The organism is uncultured Nocardioides sp. (assembly GCF_947488025.1).
Classification (GTDB): Bacteria; Actinomycetota; Actinomycetes; order Propionibacteriales; family Nocardioidaceae; genus Nocardioides.
In genome coordinates this window covers 194,126-209,878 of record NZ_CANKYS010000008.1, presented here as the reverse complement: position 1 = coordinate 209,878, position 15,753 = coordinate 194,126, and the positions used below count along the sequence as shown (strand labels likewise).

General features: G+C 70.9%; 9 protein-coding genes. 8 read left to right on the top strand and 1 reads right to left on the bottom strand.

Annotation, left to right across the window (positions count from 1 at the left end):
• The first annotated feature begins 126 nt into the window (after nt 1-126).
• From Q1B24_RS14710 to Q1B24_RS14685, 6 genes are all read left to right on the top strand, one after another.
• Nucleotides 127-2,760, top strand: a complete 2,634-nt coding sequence (locus tag Q1B24_RS14710) for a DNA translocase FtsK (RefSeq protein ID WP_299930129.1) — start codon at nt 127-129, stop codon at nt 2,758-2,760.
• Complete coding sequence (locus Q1B24_RS14705; protein ID WP_299930126.1) at nt 2,760-4,454, top strand: helix-turn-helix domain-containing protein; 1,695 nt, start codon at nt 2,760-2,762, stop codon at nt 4,452-4,454. The genes Q1B24_RS14710 and Q1B24_RS14705 overlap by 1 nt, the downstream gene beginning before the upstream one ends.
• Before the next feature lie 184 nt (nt 4,455-4,638).
• A complete protein-coding gene (gene rimO / locus Q1B24_RS14700) occupies nt 4,639-6,090 on the top strand; it encodes a 30S ribosomal protein S12 methylthiotransferase RimO (RefSeq protein ID WP_299930215.1) in 1,452 nt (483 codons plus the stop codon).
• Nucleotides 6,087-6,734: a CDP-diacylglycerol--glycerol-3-phosphate 3-phosphatidyltransferase gene (gene pgsA, locus Q1B24_RS14695; RefSeq protein ID WP_299930124.1), complete on the top strand. Its 648-nt coding sequence runs from the start codon at nt 6,087-6,089 to the stop codon at nt 6,732-6,734. Before rimO ends, pgsA begins: the two co-directional genes overlap by 4 nt.
• A gap of 166 nt (nt 6,735-6,900) precedes the next feature.
• The gene (locus tag Q1B24_RS14690; protein ID WP_299930121.1) at nt 6,901-9,792 is read left to right on the top strand and encodes a 5'-nucleotidase C-terminal domain-containing protein; all 2,892 of its coding nucleotides are present in this window, start codon (nt 6,901-6,903) and stop codon (nt 9,790-9,792) included.
• Nucleotides 9,793-9,875: 83 nt separating this feature from the next.
• Entirely contained in the window at nt 9,876-12,977 is a 3,102-nt protein-coding gene (locus Q1B24_RS14685) for an ExeM/NucH family extracellular endonuclease (protein ID WP_299930118.1), read from the top strand.
• A 54-nt stretch (nt 12,978-13,031) separates the two neighbouring features.
• On the opposite strand, the gene Q1B24_RS14680 is transcribed toward Q1B24_RS14685, so the two are convergent.
• Nucleotides 13,032-14,798: a glycoside hydrolase family 15 protein gene (locus Q1B24_RS14680; protein WP_299930115.1), complete on the bottom strand. Its 1,767-nt coding sequence runs from the start codon at nt 14,796-14,798 to the stop codon at nt 13,032-13,034.
• Nucleotides 14,799-14,843: 45 nt separating this feature from the next.
• Between Q1B24_RS14680 and Q1B24_RS14675 the strand changes: the two genes are divergently transcribed.
• Both Q1B24_RS14675 and Q1B24_RS14670 read left to right on the top strand, forming a co-directional pair.
• Nucleotides 14,844-15,380 (top strand): CinA family protein, encoded by a 537-nt coding sequence (locus tag Q1B24_RS14675; protein WP_366916507.1) that lies wholly within the window; start codon nt 14,844-14,846, stop codon nt 15,378-15,380.
• Nucleotides 15,381-15,434: 54 nt separating this feature from the next.
• Nucleotides 15,435-15,746 (top strand): helix-turn-helix transcriptional regulator, encoded by a 312-nt coding sequence (locus tag Q1B24_RS14670; RefSeq protein ID WP_299930109.1) that lies wholly within the window; start codon nt 15,435-15,437, stop codon nt 15,744-15,746.
• Nucleotides 15,747-15,753 lie beyond the last annotated feature (7 nt).

Here is a 15,753-nt window from a genome sequence, read left to right as displayed (position 1 = left end):
CACCATAAGTAGGACGTCCGACAATGGGAAGGGAGGGTGGACTATTTGCCCCCCCAGGGGTGGCCGCCGACGACACGCACTCGTGTGATCCATGTGACGGGTGTGACCGGGCCGTAGGGTCGGACCATGGCGACCCGTACGTCTTCCCCGCCGGGGTCGCGGAGCTCGAGCACGTCTGGATCCAAGCGCACCACCAAGGGTTCGAGCACCCGATCACGGAGTACCAGCAAGCGCCCCGCCCCTCGCTCGTCAGCGAAGGGCCGGAGCGGCTCGAGCGCGCGTCCGGCACCTCGTGCCGTGCGCAGCGGTGCGGGCCCGGTCTCGCGCACGTTCGGCGTGCTCGGGCGCGGCGTCGCCGCGGTGTGGCTCGGCATCGCCCACGGCGTGGGCGCGGTCGCCCGGTCGATCGGGCAGTCGGCTCGCGACCTCGACCCCGAGCACCGTCGCGACGGGGTCGGCCTGTCCCTCCTCGGCTTCGCCATGGTCGTGGCCGCCGCCGTGTGGTGGCAGCTGCCCGGCGGGGTGATGGACTTCGCGCGGTCGCTCACCTCCGGAGCCGTGGGCAAGGTGGGCTGGTTCGTCCCGCTCTTCCTCGTCTACGCCGGCTGGCGCACGCTGCGCGACCCCGAGCGCAACGGCCCCGCCGGCCGCCAGGTGATCGGCTGGGCGGCCTTCTCGCTCGGCCTCCTCGGCATCGTGCACATCGCCAACGGCAACCCGCAGCCGGTCCTCGGCGACGCCACCAACCTCCAGGAGGCCGGCGGTGCCATCGGCTACGTCACCTCGAGCCTCCTGCTCGACCTCATGCAGACGACGTACGTCGTCGTGCCGCTGCTGGCGCTCCTCGCGATCTTCGGCGTCCTGATCATCACCGCGACGCCCGTCTACCAGGTGCCGGTCAGGCTCGCCGAGCTGCGCGACAAGGCGCTGGGCCGTACGCCTGTGGAGGACGCCGCGGCCGACGACGAGCCGACCAAGCCGGTGCGCACGCGCCGCCGGTCGATGCTCGACGACGAGATCGATCCCGAGATGGGCGACCCCGCCTACGACAGCCCGGTGCTCTCCGACCGCGAGCTCAGGAAGCGCCGCAAGAAGAAGGAGCCGGCCGAGCCGGTCGAGGACTACGGCATCGACCTGTTCGCCGACCCGACCGACGCGATGTCGGACGCGCCGACCGAGGTCACCCCGGCGGTCGCCGCGGTCCCGGCCGGCAAGGACGAGACCGGCCCCGTCGAGCCGCCGCCGCACACGCCGCTGCCGGCTCGGGTCGAGCAGCTCGCGCTGTCGGGCGACATCACCTACTCCCTGCCCGACAACTCCTCGCTCAAGCCGGGCTCGCCGCACAAGGCGCGTTCGAAGGCCAGCGACGCGGTCGTCGAGCGGCTGATGCAGGTCATGGACGAGTTCGGCATCGACGCCACCGTGACCGGCTACACCCGCGGCCCGACCGTGACCCGCTACGAGGTCGAGCTCGGCCCGGCGGTGAAGGTCGAGAAGGTCACGGCGCTGTCGAAGAACATCGCCTACGCCGTCGCGTCCGCCGACGTCCGCATCCTCAGCCCGATCCCCGGCAAGTCGGCGATCGGCATCGAGATCCCCAACACCGACAAGGAGATCGTCTCCCTCGGCGACGTGCTCCGGTCCACCACGGCCCGCTCCGACCACCACCCGATGGTGGCCGGGCTCGGCAAGGACGTCGAGGGCGGCTTCGTCGTGGCCAACATGGCGAAGATGCCGCACCTGCTGGTCGCCGGTGCGACCGGCTCCGGAAAGTCGAGCTTCATCAACTCGCTGATCACCTCGATCCTGATGCGTTCGACGCCCGACGAGGTGCGGATGATCATGGTCGACCCCAAGCGGGTCGAGCTCAACGCCTACGAGGGCGTGCCGCACCTGATCACCCCGATCATCACCAACCCCAAGAAGGCCGCCGAGGCGCTGGCCTGGGTCGTGCGCGAGATGGACATGCGCTACGACGACCTGGCCAACTTCGGCTTCCGTCACATCGACGACTTCAACAAGGCGGTCCGGGCCGGGAAGGTCGAGGTGCCGGCGGGCAGCGAGCGCACGCTGACGCCGTACCCCTATCTCCTGGTCATCGTCGACGAGCTCGCCGACCTGATGATGGTCTCGCCGCGCGACGTCGAGGACTCCGTCGTCCGCATCACCCAGCTCGCCCGCGCGGCGGGCATCCACCTGGTGCTGGCCACGCAGCGACCCTCGGTCGACGTGGTGACCGGCCTGATCAAGGCCAACGTCCCCTCGCGGCTCGCCTTCGCGACGAGCTCGCTCGGCGACAGCCGGGTCATCCTCGACCAGCCGGGTGCCGAGAAGCTGGTCGGCCAGGGTGACGGGCTGTTCCTGCCGATGGGCGCCTCCAAGCCGGTGCGCGTCCAGGGCGCGTGGGTGACCGAGGCGGAGATCCACCAGGTCGTCAAGCACTGCAAGGACCAGCTCGAGCCGACCTACGTCGAGGACGTGACGGCGCCGAAGGAGTCCAAGCGCGAGCTCGACGACGACATCGGCGACGACATGGAGCTCGTGGTGCAGGCCATCGAGCTGATCGTCTCCACGCAGTTCGGCTCGACCTCGATGCTCCAGCGCAAGCTGCGCGTCGGCTTCGCCAAGGCGGGCCGGCTGATGGACATCCTCGAGAGCCGCGGGGTCGTCGGCCCCAGCGAGGGCTCGAAGGCCCGCGACGTCCTGGTCAAGCCGGACGAGCTCGATTCCGTGATCGCCACGTTGGAGGGGGGAGCCTGATGGGCGCCAGGTCAGTTCAGGCAGCAGTGCACGAGGACGACATCCACGACGAGACCGGTGAGCACGGGACGCTCGCCGTCGCTCCCGACGCGGTGGAGGTACGCCGCAGCGCGGCCGTCGCCGCCGGCGTCGGGCTGACCGCGTCCGCGGTCGCCATCGCCTACCTGGCTCGGGCGACCCAGACCGGGTCCGCGCTCGACTGGGCCTTCGTGGTCGCGATGGGCCTGCTGGGTGCCTACTGGCTCGTCGGACTCGTCGACGCCCGCACCCCGCTGCTCGTCGCGGACGCGCAGGGCATCCGGATCCGGCTCGGTCGCACGTGGCGCGGGCTGCCGTGGACGGCGGTGCACCACGTCGAGCACACGCCCCGACGGGGCCTGCTCCGCGACGGCCGCCTGGTCGTCGTACCGCACAACCTCGAGCTCATCGAGGCCGAGCTCACCGGCACCGGCAAGCGCCACACCAGCATCTCCCGGTTGCTGCACGGCGCGCCGTTCGCGGTGCCGCTCGGGCTCTCGACGCGCGTCACCGGTGCCGACGGCGACCTCACCGAGGCGCTCGGTCGCGTCGCCCGCGACGCCGGCCAGATCGTCGTCCTCGCGCCCGCTGCCGACGAGGTCGATGACAAGGTCGAGGCCGCCGGATCCGCCGACGTCGCAGAGTCCGTCGAGGAGACCGAGGCCCCCGAGGCCTCGCTACCTGCGGAACCGGTGGTCGTCGAGCCCGTCGTCGAGCCCGTCGTCGTGGCGAGCCCGACCCCGGCCGCGCTGCGTGAGACCGGCACCGCCCGCCGCTCGGAGGTGCGCCGCGACGTGGTCGTCGACGAGGAGGAGCCGGAGGGTCGCGAGCTGCGCCGTCCCGGACGGGTCAGCCTGGTCGAGGAGACCCAGTCGTGGGGCGACCGCGTCCGCGCCATCGCGCGGCCGGGGGAGCCCGTCGAGCCACTCGTGCTCGACGACTTCGAGGTCGAGCCCGCCGAGGACCCGGTCATCGGCCCGGAGCTCGCTGCGGCCCGCACCCGTCTCGGCCTGAGCGTCGACCAGCTCGCCGACCGCACCCGGATCCGTCCGCACGTGATCGAGGCCGTCGAGGTCGACGACTTCGAGCCCTGCGGTGGCGACTTCTACGCCCGCGGCCACCTGCGCACGCTGGCGCGGGTGCTGGGCATCGACGTCGCGCCCCTGCTGGCGTCGTACGACGAGCGCTACGCCCACGCCCCGATCAACCCGCGGCGGGTGTTCGAGGCCGAGCTGGCCACCGGCGCGCACGGCTCCATCCGGGGCACGCGGGGCGGCCCGAACTGGTCCGTCCTGGTCGCCGTCGTGATGGCGCTCGTACTGGCCTGGTCGATCGCCCGGCTCGTGATGGACACCCCACCCGAGCTGCGCGGCGCCACGCCGGTCCTCAACGGCTCCGGTGGCCCGCAGGGCGCGGGCACCGCTCCGCTGGCCGAGCCGGTCGCGGTCGTGGTCAGCGCCGCCTCGGGCGGTGCGCAGGTCGTCGTACGCGACGGTGCGGGGGAGCAGGTCTTCAAGGGCAACCTGGCCGTGGGCCAGACCCGCGAGCTGAAGGCGTCGCCGCCGGTGCGCGTGATGTCGTCCGACGGCGCCGTGACCGTCTCGCTCGCAGGCGGCGAGGCCCGCCCGGTCGGCGAGCCCGGCGTCGCCGGCCAGGGCACGTTCGTCTCCGACTGAACCGGCAGGCACCTGCGCCGTGAGTGGGGAGGATCGTCCTGACATGTCGAGGACGATCCTCCCCACTGTCGTCCCCGACCGGCGTGAGAGCGGCCTCACCGCCGCGGCAGTGCGGGTCCGGGCCCACGGACCCGGCATACTCACGGGTGCGATGACGACTGACACCGACCTTTCCCTGACCCCACTGAACGTCGCTGTGGTGACCCTCGGGTGCGCCCGCAACGAGGTCGACTCCGAGGAGCTGGCCGGGCGGCTCGAGGCCGGCGGGTTCGTCCTCGTCGACGACGCGGAGGACGCCGACACCGTCGTGGTCAACACGTGCGGCTTCGTCGAGGCCGCGAAGAAGGACTCGGTCGACACGTTGCTCGAGGCGGCCGACCTGAAGGCGTCCGCCGGTCACGGCGGCCGGGCCCAGGCCGTGGTCGCCGTGGGCTGCCTCGCGGAGAGGTACGGCAAGGACCTCGCCGAGTCGCTGCCCGAGGCGGACGCGGTGCTCGGCTTCGACGACTACCCCGACATCGCCTCGCGGCTGCGCGCCATCGTGGCGGGGGAGACCCACCACCCGCACACCCCGTCCGACCGCCGGCGGCTGCTCCCGATCTCGCCGGTCGAGCGCGACGCGTCCGGCGTCTCGGTCCCCGGCCACGACGTCGTGGCCGACGTCGACGAGATCGGTGAGGGCGCGCCCGCGACAGGACCCCGCGCCGTACGTCGTCGCCTGGACTCGGGCCCGATGGCCCCGCTCAAGCTGGCCAGCGGTTGTGACCGTCGCTGCACCTTCTGCGCGATCCCCAGCTTCCGCGGGTCCTTCGTCAGCCGCCGGCCGAGCGACGTGCTGCAGGAGGGGCAGTGGCTGGCCACGCAGGGCGTCAAGGAGCTCTTCCTCGTCAGTGAGAACTCCACGTCCTACGGCAAGGACCTCGGTGACCTCCGGCTGCTCGAGACCCTCCTGCTCGAGCTGAGCGGCATCGACGGCATCGAGCGCGTGCGCGTGTCCTACCTCCAGCCGGCCGAGACCCGGCCGGGCCTGATCGAGGCGATCGCCTCGACGCCGGGCGTGGTGCCCTACTTCGACCTGTCCTTCCAGCACGCGAGCGGCCCGGTGCTGCGGCGGATGCGGCGCTTCGGTGACCCGGAGAGCTTCCTGGGGCTGCTCGAGCAGGTGCGGTCGCTGGCCCCGCTCGCCGGCGTACGCTCCAACGTCATCGTCGGGTTCCCCGGCGAGACCGAGGACGACCTCCAGACCCTGTGCGACTTCCTGGTCGCGGCCCGCATGGACGTCACCGGCGTCTTCGGCTACTCCGACGAGGACGGCACCGAGGCCGCGGGCTTCGCCGACGACCTCAAGCTCGACGACGACGAGATCCGCGCCCGCACCGACCACGTCACGACCCTCGTCGAGGAGCTCAACGCCCAGCGGGCCGAGGAGCGCATCGGCGAGCGGGTCGTCGTGCTCGTCGAGTCCGTCGAGGACGGTGTCGTCGAGGGACGGGCAGCCCACCAGGGCCCGGAGGTCGACGGTACGACGACGCTGACCGGCGCTGCCCACGCGCGCGTCGGCGACCTGGTGGCAGCGACCGTCACCGGCACCGACGGGGTCGACCTGGTCGCACGCACGGACGGAGAGCCGGCATGAGCACCGACAGCACCGACCACCAGGTCTCCAACTTCAACATCGCCAACGTGCTGACGGTGCTGCGCATCGCCATGGTGCCGCTCTTCGGCTGGGCGCTGCTGCACGACGGCGGCAACGACCCTCTGTGGCGCTGGGTGGCGTTCGGGCTGTTCGCCGTCGCGATGATCACCGACAAGATCGACGGCGACCTCGCCCGCAAGCACAACCTCATCACCGACTTCGGCAAGATCGCCGACCCCATCGCCGACAAGGCGATCACGGGCATGGCCTTCATCGGCCTGTCCATCGTGGGCGACATCTGGTGGTGGGTGACGATCGTCGTCCTGCTGCGCGAGTGGAGCGTGACGCTGCTGCGCCTGTCGGTGCTCAAGGACGTGGTGATCCCCGCCGCGCAGAGCGGCAAGATCAAGACGGTCCTCCAGGCGTTCGCGCTGGCCGGGCTCCTCTGGCCGCTTCCGCACGGCGACGCACACGGCGGGGCCTTCGACTTCTGGCCCGGCCTCGTGGGCGAGGGCCTGTTCTACCTCGCCCAGGCGGCGCTCGCCGCAGCCGTCGCGATGACGATGTGGTCGGGCTACGAGTTCTTCCGCGATGTTCGCCGGCAGAGGGCTGTCAAGGGCGATCCCGAACTGTCCGGGAACTGACCGACAACCGACACCAAGTCGTTACCACGTCTTCGGGTAAAACTCGACTTTCGGGGGGGCCGGTGTCGGAGATCTGAGGTTAGGGTGAGCCGGCTCACCCACCCTCTCGAAAGGTCTTCCTTTGTCAGCATCACGTCTTGGGCGCCGCTTCTCGCTGGCGACCGCCGTGACGGGACTTCTTGCTGCGCCACTCGCCGTGGTCACCACGGCTGCTCCTGCGCAGGCGGCTCCCGTCGACATCCAGATCCTCGCCACCAACGACTACCACGGTCGCCTGCTGCCCAACACCTCCAACGGTGCGCAGGAGGCGGGTGCGGCCCAGCTCGCCGGCGCGGTCAAGCAGCTGGAGTCGGACTACCCGGGCAGCACGGCGTTCACTGCCGCAGGCGACCTCATCGGCGCCTCCACGTTCGAGTCGTTCATCCAGCGCGACAAGCCCACGCTCGACGCCCTCAACATCGCCGGCCTCGACGTGTCCGCTGCGGGCAACCACGAGTTCGACCAGGGCTACGACGACCTCGTCGACCGCGTCATGACTCCCTATGACGCGACCACCAACCCCGAGGGTGGCGCTGACTGGCAGTACATCGCGGCCAACGTGAAGCAGGCCGGTGACCACAGCGCCTACGCCCTGCCCGACGTCACGGCCAACACCCCGGACCCCTCGGACGTGTCCGACGGCGGCACCTGGATGACGACGATGAACGGTGTCAAAGTCGGCTTCGTGGGTGCCGTCACCGAGGACCTGCCCGCACTGGTGAGCCCGTCCGGGATCACGGACGTCTACGTCGACGACATCGTCTCGTCGGTCAACCAGGGTGCTGCGGACCTCAAGGACGAGGGTGCGGACATCGTCGTCATGCTGATCCACGAAGGTGCGAGCTCGGAGGACATCTCCGCGCTCAGCGACGGCTCCGCCTTCGCCCAGATCGTCGCAGGCGTCGACTCCGACGTCAGCGCGATCGTCTCCGGCCACACCCACCTGGCCTACAACCACGCTGACCCCAACGCCGACACCGCCGGCCGGCCGGTCGTGTCCGCCGGGCAGTACGGCACGAACCTCAACAAGCTGGTGTTCGCCGTCGACCCCGACGCCGGCACGGTCGCGCTGAAGTCCAAGGACGTCGTGCGGGCCAACACCGTGACGCTCACGGACCCGTCCGCCACGGCCGCACGCGACGCCGCGTCCACCGTGGTCCAGGACGCCGTGGCCAAGGCCGAGGTGCTGGGGGCTCGCGAGCTGGGGCAGCTGGCCATGCCGTTCAACCGCGCCAAGCTGGCCAACGGCAACGAGAACCGAGGTGGCGAGTCCACCCTGGGCAACCTGGTCGCCGAGGTCCAGCGATGGGCCACGGGGCCGGAGTCGTCCGGCACGGCGCAGATCGCCTTCATGAACCCGGGCGGCCTGCGCGCCGACATGCTCGGCAACAACGCCAGTGGCTACCCGGCCGTCCTGACCTACAAGCAGGCAGCGGTGGTCCAGCCGTTCGCCAACACCCTGGTCACGATGGACATGACCGGGGCACAGATCAAGACGCTGCTCGAGCAGCAGTGGCAGCGTGACGGCTCCGGCAACGTCCCGTCCCGTCCGTTCCTGCGCCTGGGCACCTCCGAGGGCTTCGAGTTCACCTACGACGCGACGCGACCCGAGGGCGACCGGATCACCGGCATGTGGCTCGACGGCTCCGCGATCGTGCCCGGCACCGTCTACTCGGTGACGGCGAACTCCTTCCTGGCGTCCGGCGGCGACAACTTCCGTGCGTTCAACACCGCCACCAACAAGCGCGACTCCGGCCGCGTCGACCTGCAGGCCATGGTCGACTACATGGCCGCCAAGTCCCCGGTGGAGGGTGACTCGACCCAGCACGCCCTCGGCGTGAGCTTCCCGCCCTCGGCCCCGTCCGCGTACCACCCGGGTGAGCCCGTGCGGTTCAGCGTCAGCTCGTGGTCGTTCACGGCACCGGGCGACCCGCAGGACGAGACCGTCGACGTCCTCATGGACGGTGAGCAGGTCGCCACCCTGCCGGTGGACAACACGCTGGGCACCACTGCCACGGACGAGTACGGGAAGATCGCGGGCGACGTCGCCATCCCGGTGAACACCGCTCCGGGTGAGCACGTCATCACGCTCGTCGGCCAGACCACCGGCACCACGCTCGACATCCCGGTGACCACTGACCGTGCCCCGATCAAGGCCGACGCCACCGTCACCGCGGTCGCGACCCCGTCGACGATCAAGGCACAGACGGGCACGTCGGTCCTCGACGTCACCGTGTCCCGGCCCGGCACCAAGGCGACCGGCCTGGTCGCCGCGCTGCTCGACGGCCAGGTCGTCGGCGGGGCCGAGCTGGTGGACGGCAAGGCCGCGATCAAGGTCGGCCCGTTCGCCACGGCCGGCGAGAAGCTGATCGAGGTCACCTACTACGGCGACCAGGCGACCAAGGCGGCGTCGGGCCAGGTCAGCCTCACCGTCGAGCCGGCGCCCGTGGTCGTGAAGGCCACGCCGACCCTGACGGCGACCGTCAGCCCCGACACCGTGAAGGTCAAGAAGGACGGCCCCACCGTCTCCCTGGCGGTCACCAAGCCGTCCGGCACGGCGACCGGGGCGGTCATCGCGATGGTCGACGGCACCGTCGTCGGCGCCGGTGAGCTCGCGGGTGGCAAGGCGGACATCGCCCTGCAGCCCTTCGACGAGGCCGGCACGGCCACGGTCACGCTGAAGTACTTCGGCGACGAGAGCACGAAGGCCGCAGAGACCAGCGTCGCGGTCACGGTCACCAAGGCCAACCCGCGGGCCAAGGTGCGCGCACCGAAGCGCGTGGAGCGAGGCGACCGGGCCGTCTTCCGCCTGGTCTACCAGGCCGCGGACCTCAAGCCCTCCGGCAGGGTCACGGTCAAGGTCGCGGGCAAGAAGGTCACCAAGAAGCTGAAGAACGGCAAGGTGACGTTCCGCATCAAGATGACCAAGCTCGGCAAGAACAAGGTGGTCATCCGTTACCGCGGGGACGACCTCACGGCCGCCAAGAAGAAGGTCGTCCGCGTCCGCGTGACGCGCTGATCGCACCACTCCAACGGAAGGGGATCCGGACTCGGCCGGATCCCCTTGCCGTCCCCCCAGCATCCCTTTGCACAGGAGAACCCATGCAGACTTCCGCGTTCGTACGACGCGCAGCCGGCGGCCTCGGCCTCGGCCTCATCACCGCAGGGCTCGCCGCCCTGCCCAGCCCGGCCCAGGCGAACCCCGCGGGCACCGCACTGGTCATCAACGAGGTCTACGGTGGCGGCGGCAACAACAACGCAGACCTCAACGCTGACTACGTAGAGCTCTACAACCCGACCGCCGCATCCATCAACCTCTCCGGGCTGAGCATCCAGTACCGGTCCGCGACGGGGTCGGCTGCCACGAACGGCACCGCGGCGCTCACCGGGTCCGTCCCGGCCGGCAAGACCTTCCTGATCCAGACCAGCACGGCTGGTTCCAACGGTTCCGCCATCCCTGCCCCGGACGTGACCGTGACCGGCGTCAACATGGGCGCCAGCGCCGGACAGGTGTTCCTGGTCGACGGGACGACAAGCATCACCCCGTCGCCTGCCACGGGCAACATGACCTCCGACAGCCGGATCGTCGACATGGTGGGGGTCGGCTCGACGTCGACCTCCTTCGAGACGGCTCCGGCCCCGGGGATGTCGATCACCACGTCGGTGTCCCGCACCGCCGGCGTCGACACGAACAACAACAGCGCGGACTTCACCGCGGGCGACCAGACCCCGACCGCATCCGGGGGCGGGGTCGTGGAGCCGCCTCCAGAGCCGGTCGACGTGTCCATCGCGGAGATCCAGGGCACCGGTGCCGCGAGCCCGCTCGTCGACGACCCGGTCGTCACCGAGGGCGTCGTCACCGCGGCGTTCCCGACCGGCGGGTTCAACGGGTTCTACATCCAGACCGGTGGCGAGGACACGACCCCGGGCGCCTCTGACGGCATCTTCGTCTACGAGCCCGGCTTCGCCGCCACCATCGAGGTGGGCGACTCCGTCGAGGTCGAGGGCGTGGTGAAGGAGTTCAGCTCCCTCACCGAGATCGACGCCACCGAGGTGACCGAGCTGAGCCAGCCGCTGCCGCCCGCCGTGCCCAACACGGTGCTTCCCGGCACCGACTGCGCGCTCCCGGGTGACGAGTGCCTGACGGGTGCCGAGCTCGACGCCGCTCGCGAGGAGCTCGAGGGCGAGGCCTTCCAGCCGACGACGCCGATGACCGTCACCGACTCCTACGACTTCGGTGCCACCTCCTCCAGCTTTTTCGGGGAGATCGGCATCGCCGCCGCCAGCGACATCCCGCTGGTCACCCCCACCGAGGTGATCGACGCGCAGGACACCGAGGCCATCGCGGCGCGCACGGCGTACAACACCGCGCACCTGGTGGTCCTGGACGACGGGTCGTCCGCCAACTACTGGAACACCTCCAACACCGCCGGCGCGCAGGACCAGCCGGTCCCGTGGCTGACCAAGGACCACACCGTCCGCGTGGGCGCCGACGTGACCTTCGACGAGCCGGTCGTCCTCGACTACCGCTTCGGGTGGAAGCTCCAGCCCCAGCGGCAGGTCGTGGGTGAGCCCACCGGGCTCGTCACGTTCGAGCAGGACCGTCCGGCGGCCCCGGCCGCCGTCGGTGGCGACCTGAAGCTGGCCGCGTTCAACGTGCTCAACTACTTCACCACGTTCGGCGGGGACGTCCCCGGCTGCACGGCGTACGTCGACCGGGACGACAACCCGATCGCCACCCGCAGCTGCAGCGGGTCCAACGGCCCGCGTGGTGCGTGGGACCAGGTGAACTTCGAGCGTCAGCAGACCAAGATCGTCAACGCGATCAACACCATGGACGCCGACATCGTCTCCCTCGAGGAGCTCGAGAACTCCAAGTCCGTGGACGGGGCCAACCGCGACGAGGCGCTCGCCGCCCTGGTGACCGCGCTCAACGACGACGCCGGGGCACAGCGGTGGTCGTTCGTGCCGTCCCCGGCCGTCGTCCCGGCGAGCGAGGACGTCATCCGGACGGCCTTCATCTACGACCCCACCACGGTCACGCCTGTGGGCGAGAGCGAGATCCTCGACGTCAGTGCCTTCGACAACGCCCGTGACCCGCTGGCCCAGCTGTTCAAGCCGAAGGTCGGCACGTCCGACCAGGCGTTCGCCGTCATCGTCAACCACTTCAAGTCCAAGGGCTCTGGCGTGGACGACGGCACCGGCCAGGGCAACGCCAACCCCGACCGCGTGGCGCAGGCCACGGCCCTGACGGAGTTCGCGAACAGCTTCGCTGCTGCTCGCGGCACCGACAAGGTCTTCCTCACCGGCGACTTCAACGCCTACTCGATGGAGGACCCGGTCCAGGTGATCGAGGCGGCCGGCTTCACCTCCCTGGAGTCGACCGACGACCCTGCGGAGGAGAGCTACAGCTTCGCCGGGACCTCCGGTTCGCTCGACCACGTGTTCGCCAACGCCGCAGCCAAGGCGATGGTCACCGGCGTCGACCTGTGGGAGATCAACGCCAACGAGTCGGTCTTCTACCAGTACAGCCGCTACAACTACATCGGCACCGATCTCTACACGCCTGAGGTGTTCGCCAGCTCGGACCACAACCCCGAGGTGGTGGGCATCAAGGTGCCCGTCAAGCCGGAGCCCGCGTCCGTCACGGTGACGGCCAAGGTGACCCCCCAGGTCGTCGTGGTCGACCGCACCCAGGCAATGGTCCACGCGACGGTGACGGACACCTCCTCGAAGCCCGTCACGGGCACCGTGGAGATCCGTGAGGGCAACGTCCTCCTCGCCTCCGGCCCGGTGTCCGGTGGGGTGGCCAACGTCAAGCTGCCCGCCTTCACGACCACCGGCCAGCACACCCTAACCGTGCGCTACCTCGACGGGACGGCCGTCCGCGCCGAGCAGACGGTCGCCGTGTCGGTGCTCCGTGCCGCATCGGACATCCGGGTCCTGAAGGCCAAGGCGGTCCAGGGCAAGAAGGGCGTGCTCAAGATCGCCGTCCGCGACTCCGACCTCGGTGCGGCCGAGGGCAAGGTCCGCGTCAAGGTGGCGGGCACGTGGCGGAGCGCACGCCTCGACGACGGTCGGGTGAAGGTGAAGCTGCCGGCCTTCGCGAAGCCCGGTACGAAGCGGATCGTGGTCGCCTACGCCGGTTCTTCCAGCGTCGAGCGGGACCGCAAGGTCGTGAAGCTGCGCGTGAAGCGCCGCTGATCGTCATGCACCAGACGGCCCGGTTCCCCGATGGGGGCCGGGCCGTCGTCCTGCTCAGCGCAGGGCGAGGGCCGCCTGCACGAGCGCGAGGTGGCTGAACGCCTGCGGGAAGTTGCCGGCCATCCGCCCGTGGGTGACGTCGTACTCCTCCGAGAGCAGCCCGACGTCGTTGGCCAGCCCGCAGAGGCGGTCCATCAGCTCGTGCGCCTGCTCGCGCCGACCGGCCGCCGCGAGTGCGGAGACCAGCCAGAAGGAGCAGGCCAGGAACGGGTGCTCGTCGCCGGCGAGTCCGTCGACGCCCGTCTCGGTGCGGTAGCGCAGCAGGAGTCCGTCGACGTCGAGGTCGGCGATGACGGCGTCGATGGTGCCGAGCACGCGCGGGTCGTCACCCGGGAGGAAGCCCACCAGGGGGATGGTGAGGAGCGAGGCGTCGACCGCCGTCGTGTCGTAGTGCTGGGTGAAGGTGCCGCGCTCCTGGTCGAAGCCCTTGTCCAGGATCTCCTCGCGCACCCGGTCCCGGAGGTCGCGCCACCGGTCGACCGGACCGTCCAGGCCGTGGCGCTCGACCGCCTTGACCGCGCGGTCGAAGGCGACCCACACCATCACGCGGGAGTGGGTGAAGTGCCGCTGCGGCCCGCGGATCTCCCACAGCCCGTTGTCCGGCTCGTCCCAGTGCTCGGCGAGCTCGTCGACGAGCGCGCGCTGCAGCGCCCAGGAGTTGTGCGTCTCCTCGAGCCCGGCGTCGCGGGCCAGCTCCAACGCGATCATCACCTCGCCCAGGACGTCGTTCTGCCGCTGGGACACCGCGCCGTTGCCGATCCGCACCGGGGTGCTCCCGGCATACCCCGGCAGGTGCGGCACCTCGCGCTCGGGAAGCTGCCGGCCACCGTCGACGGTGTACATGATCTGCAGGTCCGCCGGGTCGCCCGCGACGGCGCGCAGCAGCCAGCCGCGCCACTCCAGCGCCTCGCCGTCGTAGCCCGCGCCCAGCAGCGACTCCAGGGTGAGCGCCGCGTCGCGCAGCCAGCAGAAGCGGTAGTCCCAGTTGCGCTCCCCGCCGAAGTCCTCGGGGAGTGACGTCGTCGGGGCCGCGACGATCCCGCCGGTCTCGGCGTGCGTCATGAGCAGCAGGGTGAGCAGGCTGCGCCGCACCAGGTCGGCGTGCGGGACGTCCTCGGGGGCGCGTGCCGACCACCTGCGTTGCCGCTCCGTGGTGGCGGCGATGCGCTCGTCGATGGACAGCGGCTCCGGGACGTCGTGCCACGAGCGCACCCACGTGGTCGAGAACCTCACCTCCTCGCCTGCCGACAGCTCGAACTCGTTGCTGTGGTGGCCGTGGCGGCCGTGCGGGAGGTGGGGGCCGCGGAGCACGAACTTGTCGGGCCCCGCCACCGCCACCACGACCTCGTGGCCGTGTGCCTGCTCCCGGCTCACCCAGGGGCGCACCAGGCCGTAGTCGGCGCGCACCACCCAGTCGTGGCGCATCCGCACGGTGCCGCGCGTGCAGGTCACGCGGCGTACGACGTCGGCGCGACCGTCGCCGACCGGCATCACGTCGAGCAGCACGACCTCGCCGTCGGCGGTGGTGAACGTCGTCTCGAGCAGCGCGGTGCCGTCGACGTAGCGCCGGCTGGTCGCGACGACCTCGTCGGCCGGGGCGAGGAGCCAGCGCCCGTTCTCCTCGGTGCCGAGCAGCGCGGCGAAGCAGGCGGGGGAGTCGAAGCGCGGCAGGCACAGCCAGTCGATCGATCCGTCCTTGCCGACCAGAGCCGCTGTGCCCCGGTCGCCGATGAGTGCATAGTCCTGGATGGGGAGCGCCATGCGGTTAGTGTCGCCGACATGTGGTCAGGCCAACCGGAGTCGAGCGTGGCTGCACGCGTCCTGGAGGCACTCGCTTCGTGCGGGGAGACGCTCGCGACGGCGGAGTCCCTGACCGGTGGGCTGCTGTCGGCACGGCTCACCGACGTGCCCGGTGCGTCCCGCACCTTCGTCGGGGGCGTGGTGTCGTACGCCACCCGGGTGAAGGTCTCGGTGCTCGGGGTGCCGGACGGGGTGGTCACCGAGCACGGCGTGGTCTCGGAGGAGTGCGCCCTCGCGATGGCTCGGGGCGTGCGCGACCGGCTCGACGCGACCTGGGGGCTGGCGACCACGGGCGTGGCCGGGCCCGACCCCCAGGAGGGCCGGGCCGTCGGCACCGTGTGGGTGGCGGTCGCCGGTCCGACCGGGGCACGAGCGGGCCTGCTCGACCTCGCGGGCGACCGCACGGCGATCCGGGAGGCGACGTGCGCTGCCGTCCTCGAGATGCTCGCGGACGAGCTCGACGGCGGGCGGGGCGGGGGCCGGGACGGGGCACAGCCGCGCGAAAGCGAGGTAAGTCGGCGGGAAGAAGGAGGCCTCGGGTAGCGTTGGGGCAGAGACTTCTCCTCAACCGGACATCCCGAGAGTAAGGACTCGCGCATGGTGCTCTTCCGACGACTGCTCGGTGACGTGCTGCGCAGTGCCCGGATGCAGCGCGGGATGACCCTCCGGGAGCTCTCGGCAGAGGCGCGGGTGAGCCTGGGCTACATCTCGGAGATCGAGCGGGGTCAGAAGGAAGCGTCCTCCGAGCTGCTGGCTTCCCTCTGCCAGGCGATGGACCTCCCGCTGTCCGACGTGCTGCGCGACGTCGCCGACGCGGTGTCGATCGAGGAGGCCGCGGTCGGCCTGGTCGTCAGCACGCCGATCCGCCCCGCACGCCCCGCCGGCGACGTGGTCGCCTCCGCGGCCTGACCCCGAC

What these genes read in the sequence shown, in the direction of transcription:
- Q1B24_RS14705 (WP_299930126.1), top strand. Translation starts at nt 2,760, where the DNA reads ATGGGCGCCAGGTCAGTTCAGGCAGCAGTGCACGAGGACGACATCCAC.
- Q1B24_RS14680 (WP_299930115.1), bottom strand. Translation starts at nt 14,798, where the DNA reads ATGGCGCTCCCCATCCAGGACTATGCACTCATCGGCGACCGGGGCACA.
- Q1B24_RS14670 (WP_299930109.1), top strand. Translation starts at nt 15,435, where the DNA reads ATGGTGCTCTTCCGACGACTGCTCGGTGACGTGCTGCGCAGTGCCCGG.
- pgsA (WP_299930124.1), top strand. Translation starts at nt 6,087, where the DNA reads ATGAGCACCGACAGCACCGACCACCAGGTCTCCAACTTCAACATCGCC.
- Q1B24_RS14710 (WP_299930129.1), top strand. Translation starts at nt 127, where the DNA reads ATGGCGACCCGTACGTCTTCCCCGCCGGGGTCGCGGAGCTCGAGCACG.
- Q1B24_RS14685 (WP_299930118.1), top strand. Translation starts at nt 9,876, where the DNA reads ATGCAGACTTCCGCGTTCGTACGACGCGCAGCCGGCGGCCTCGGCCTC.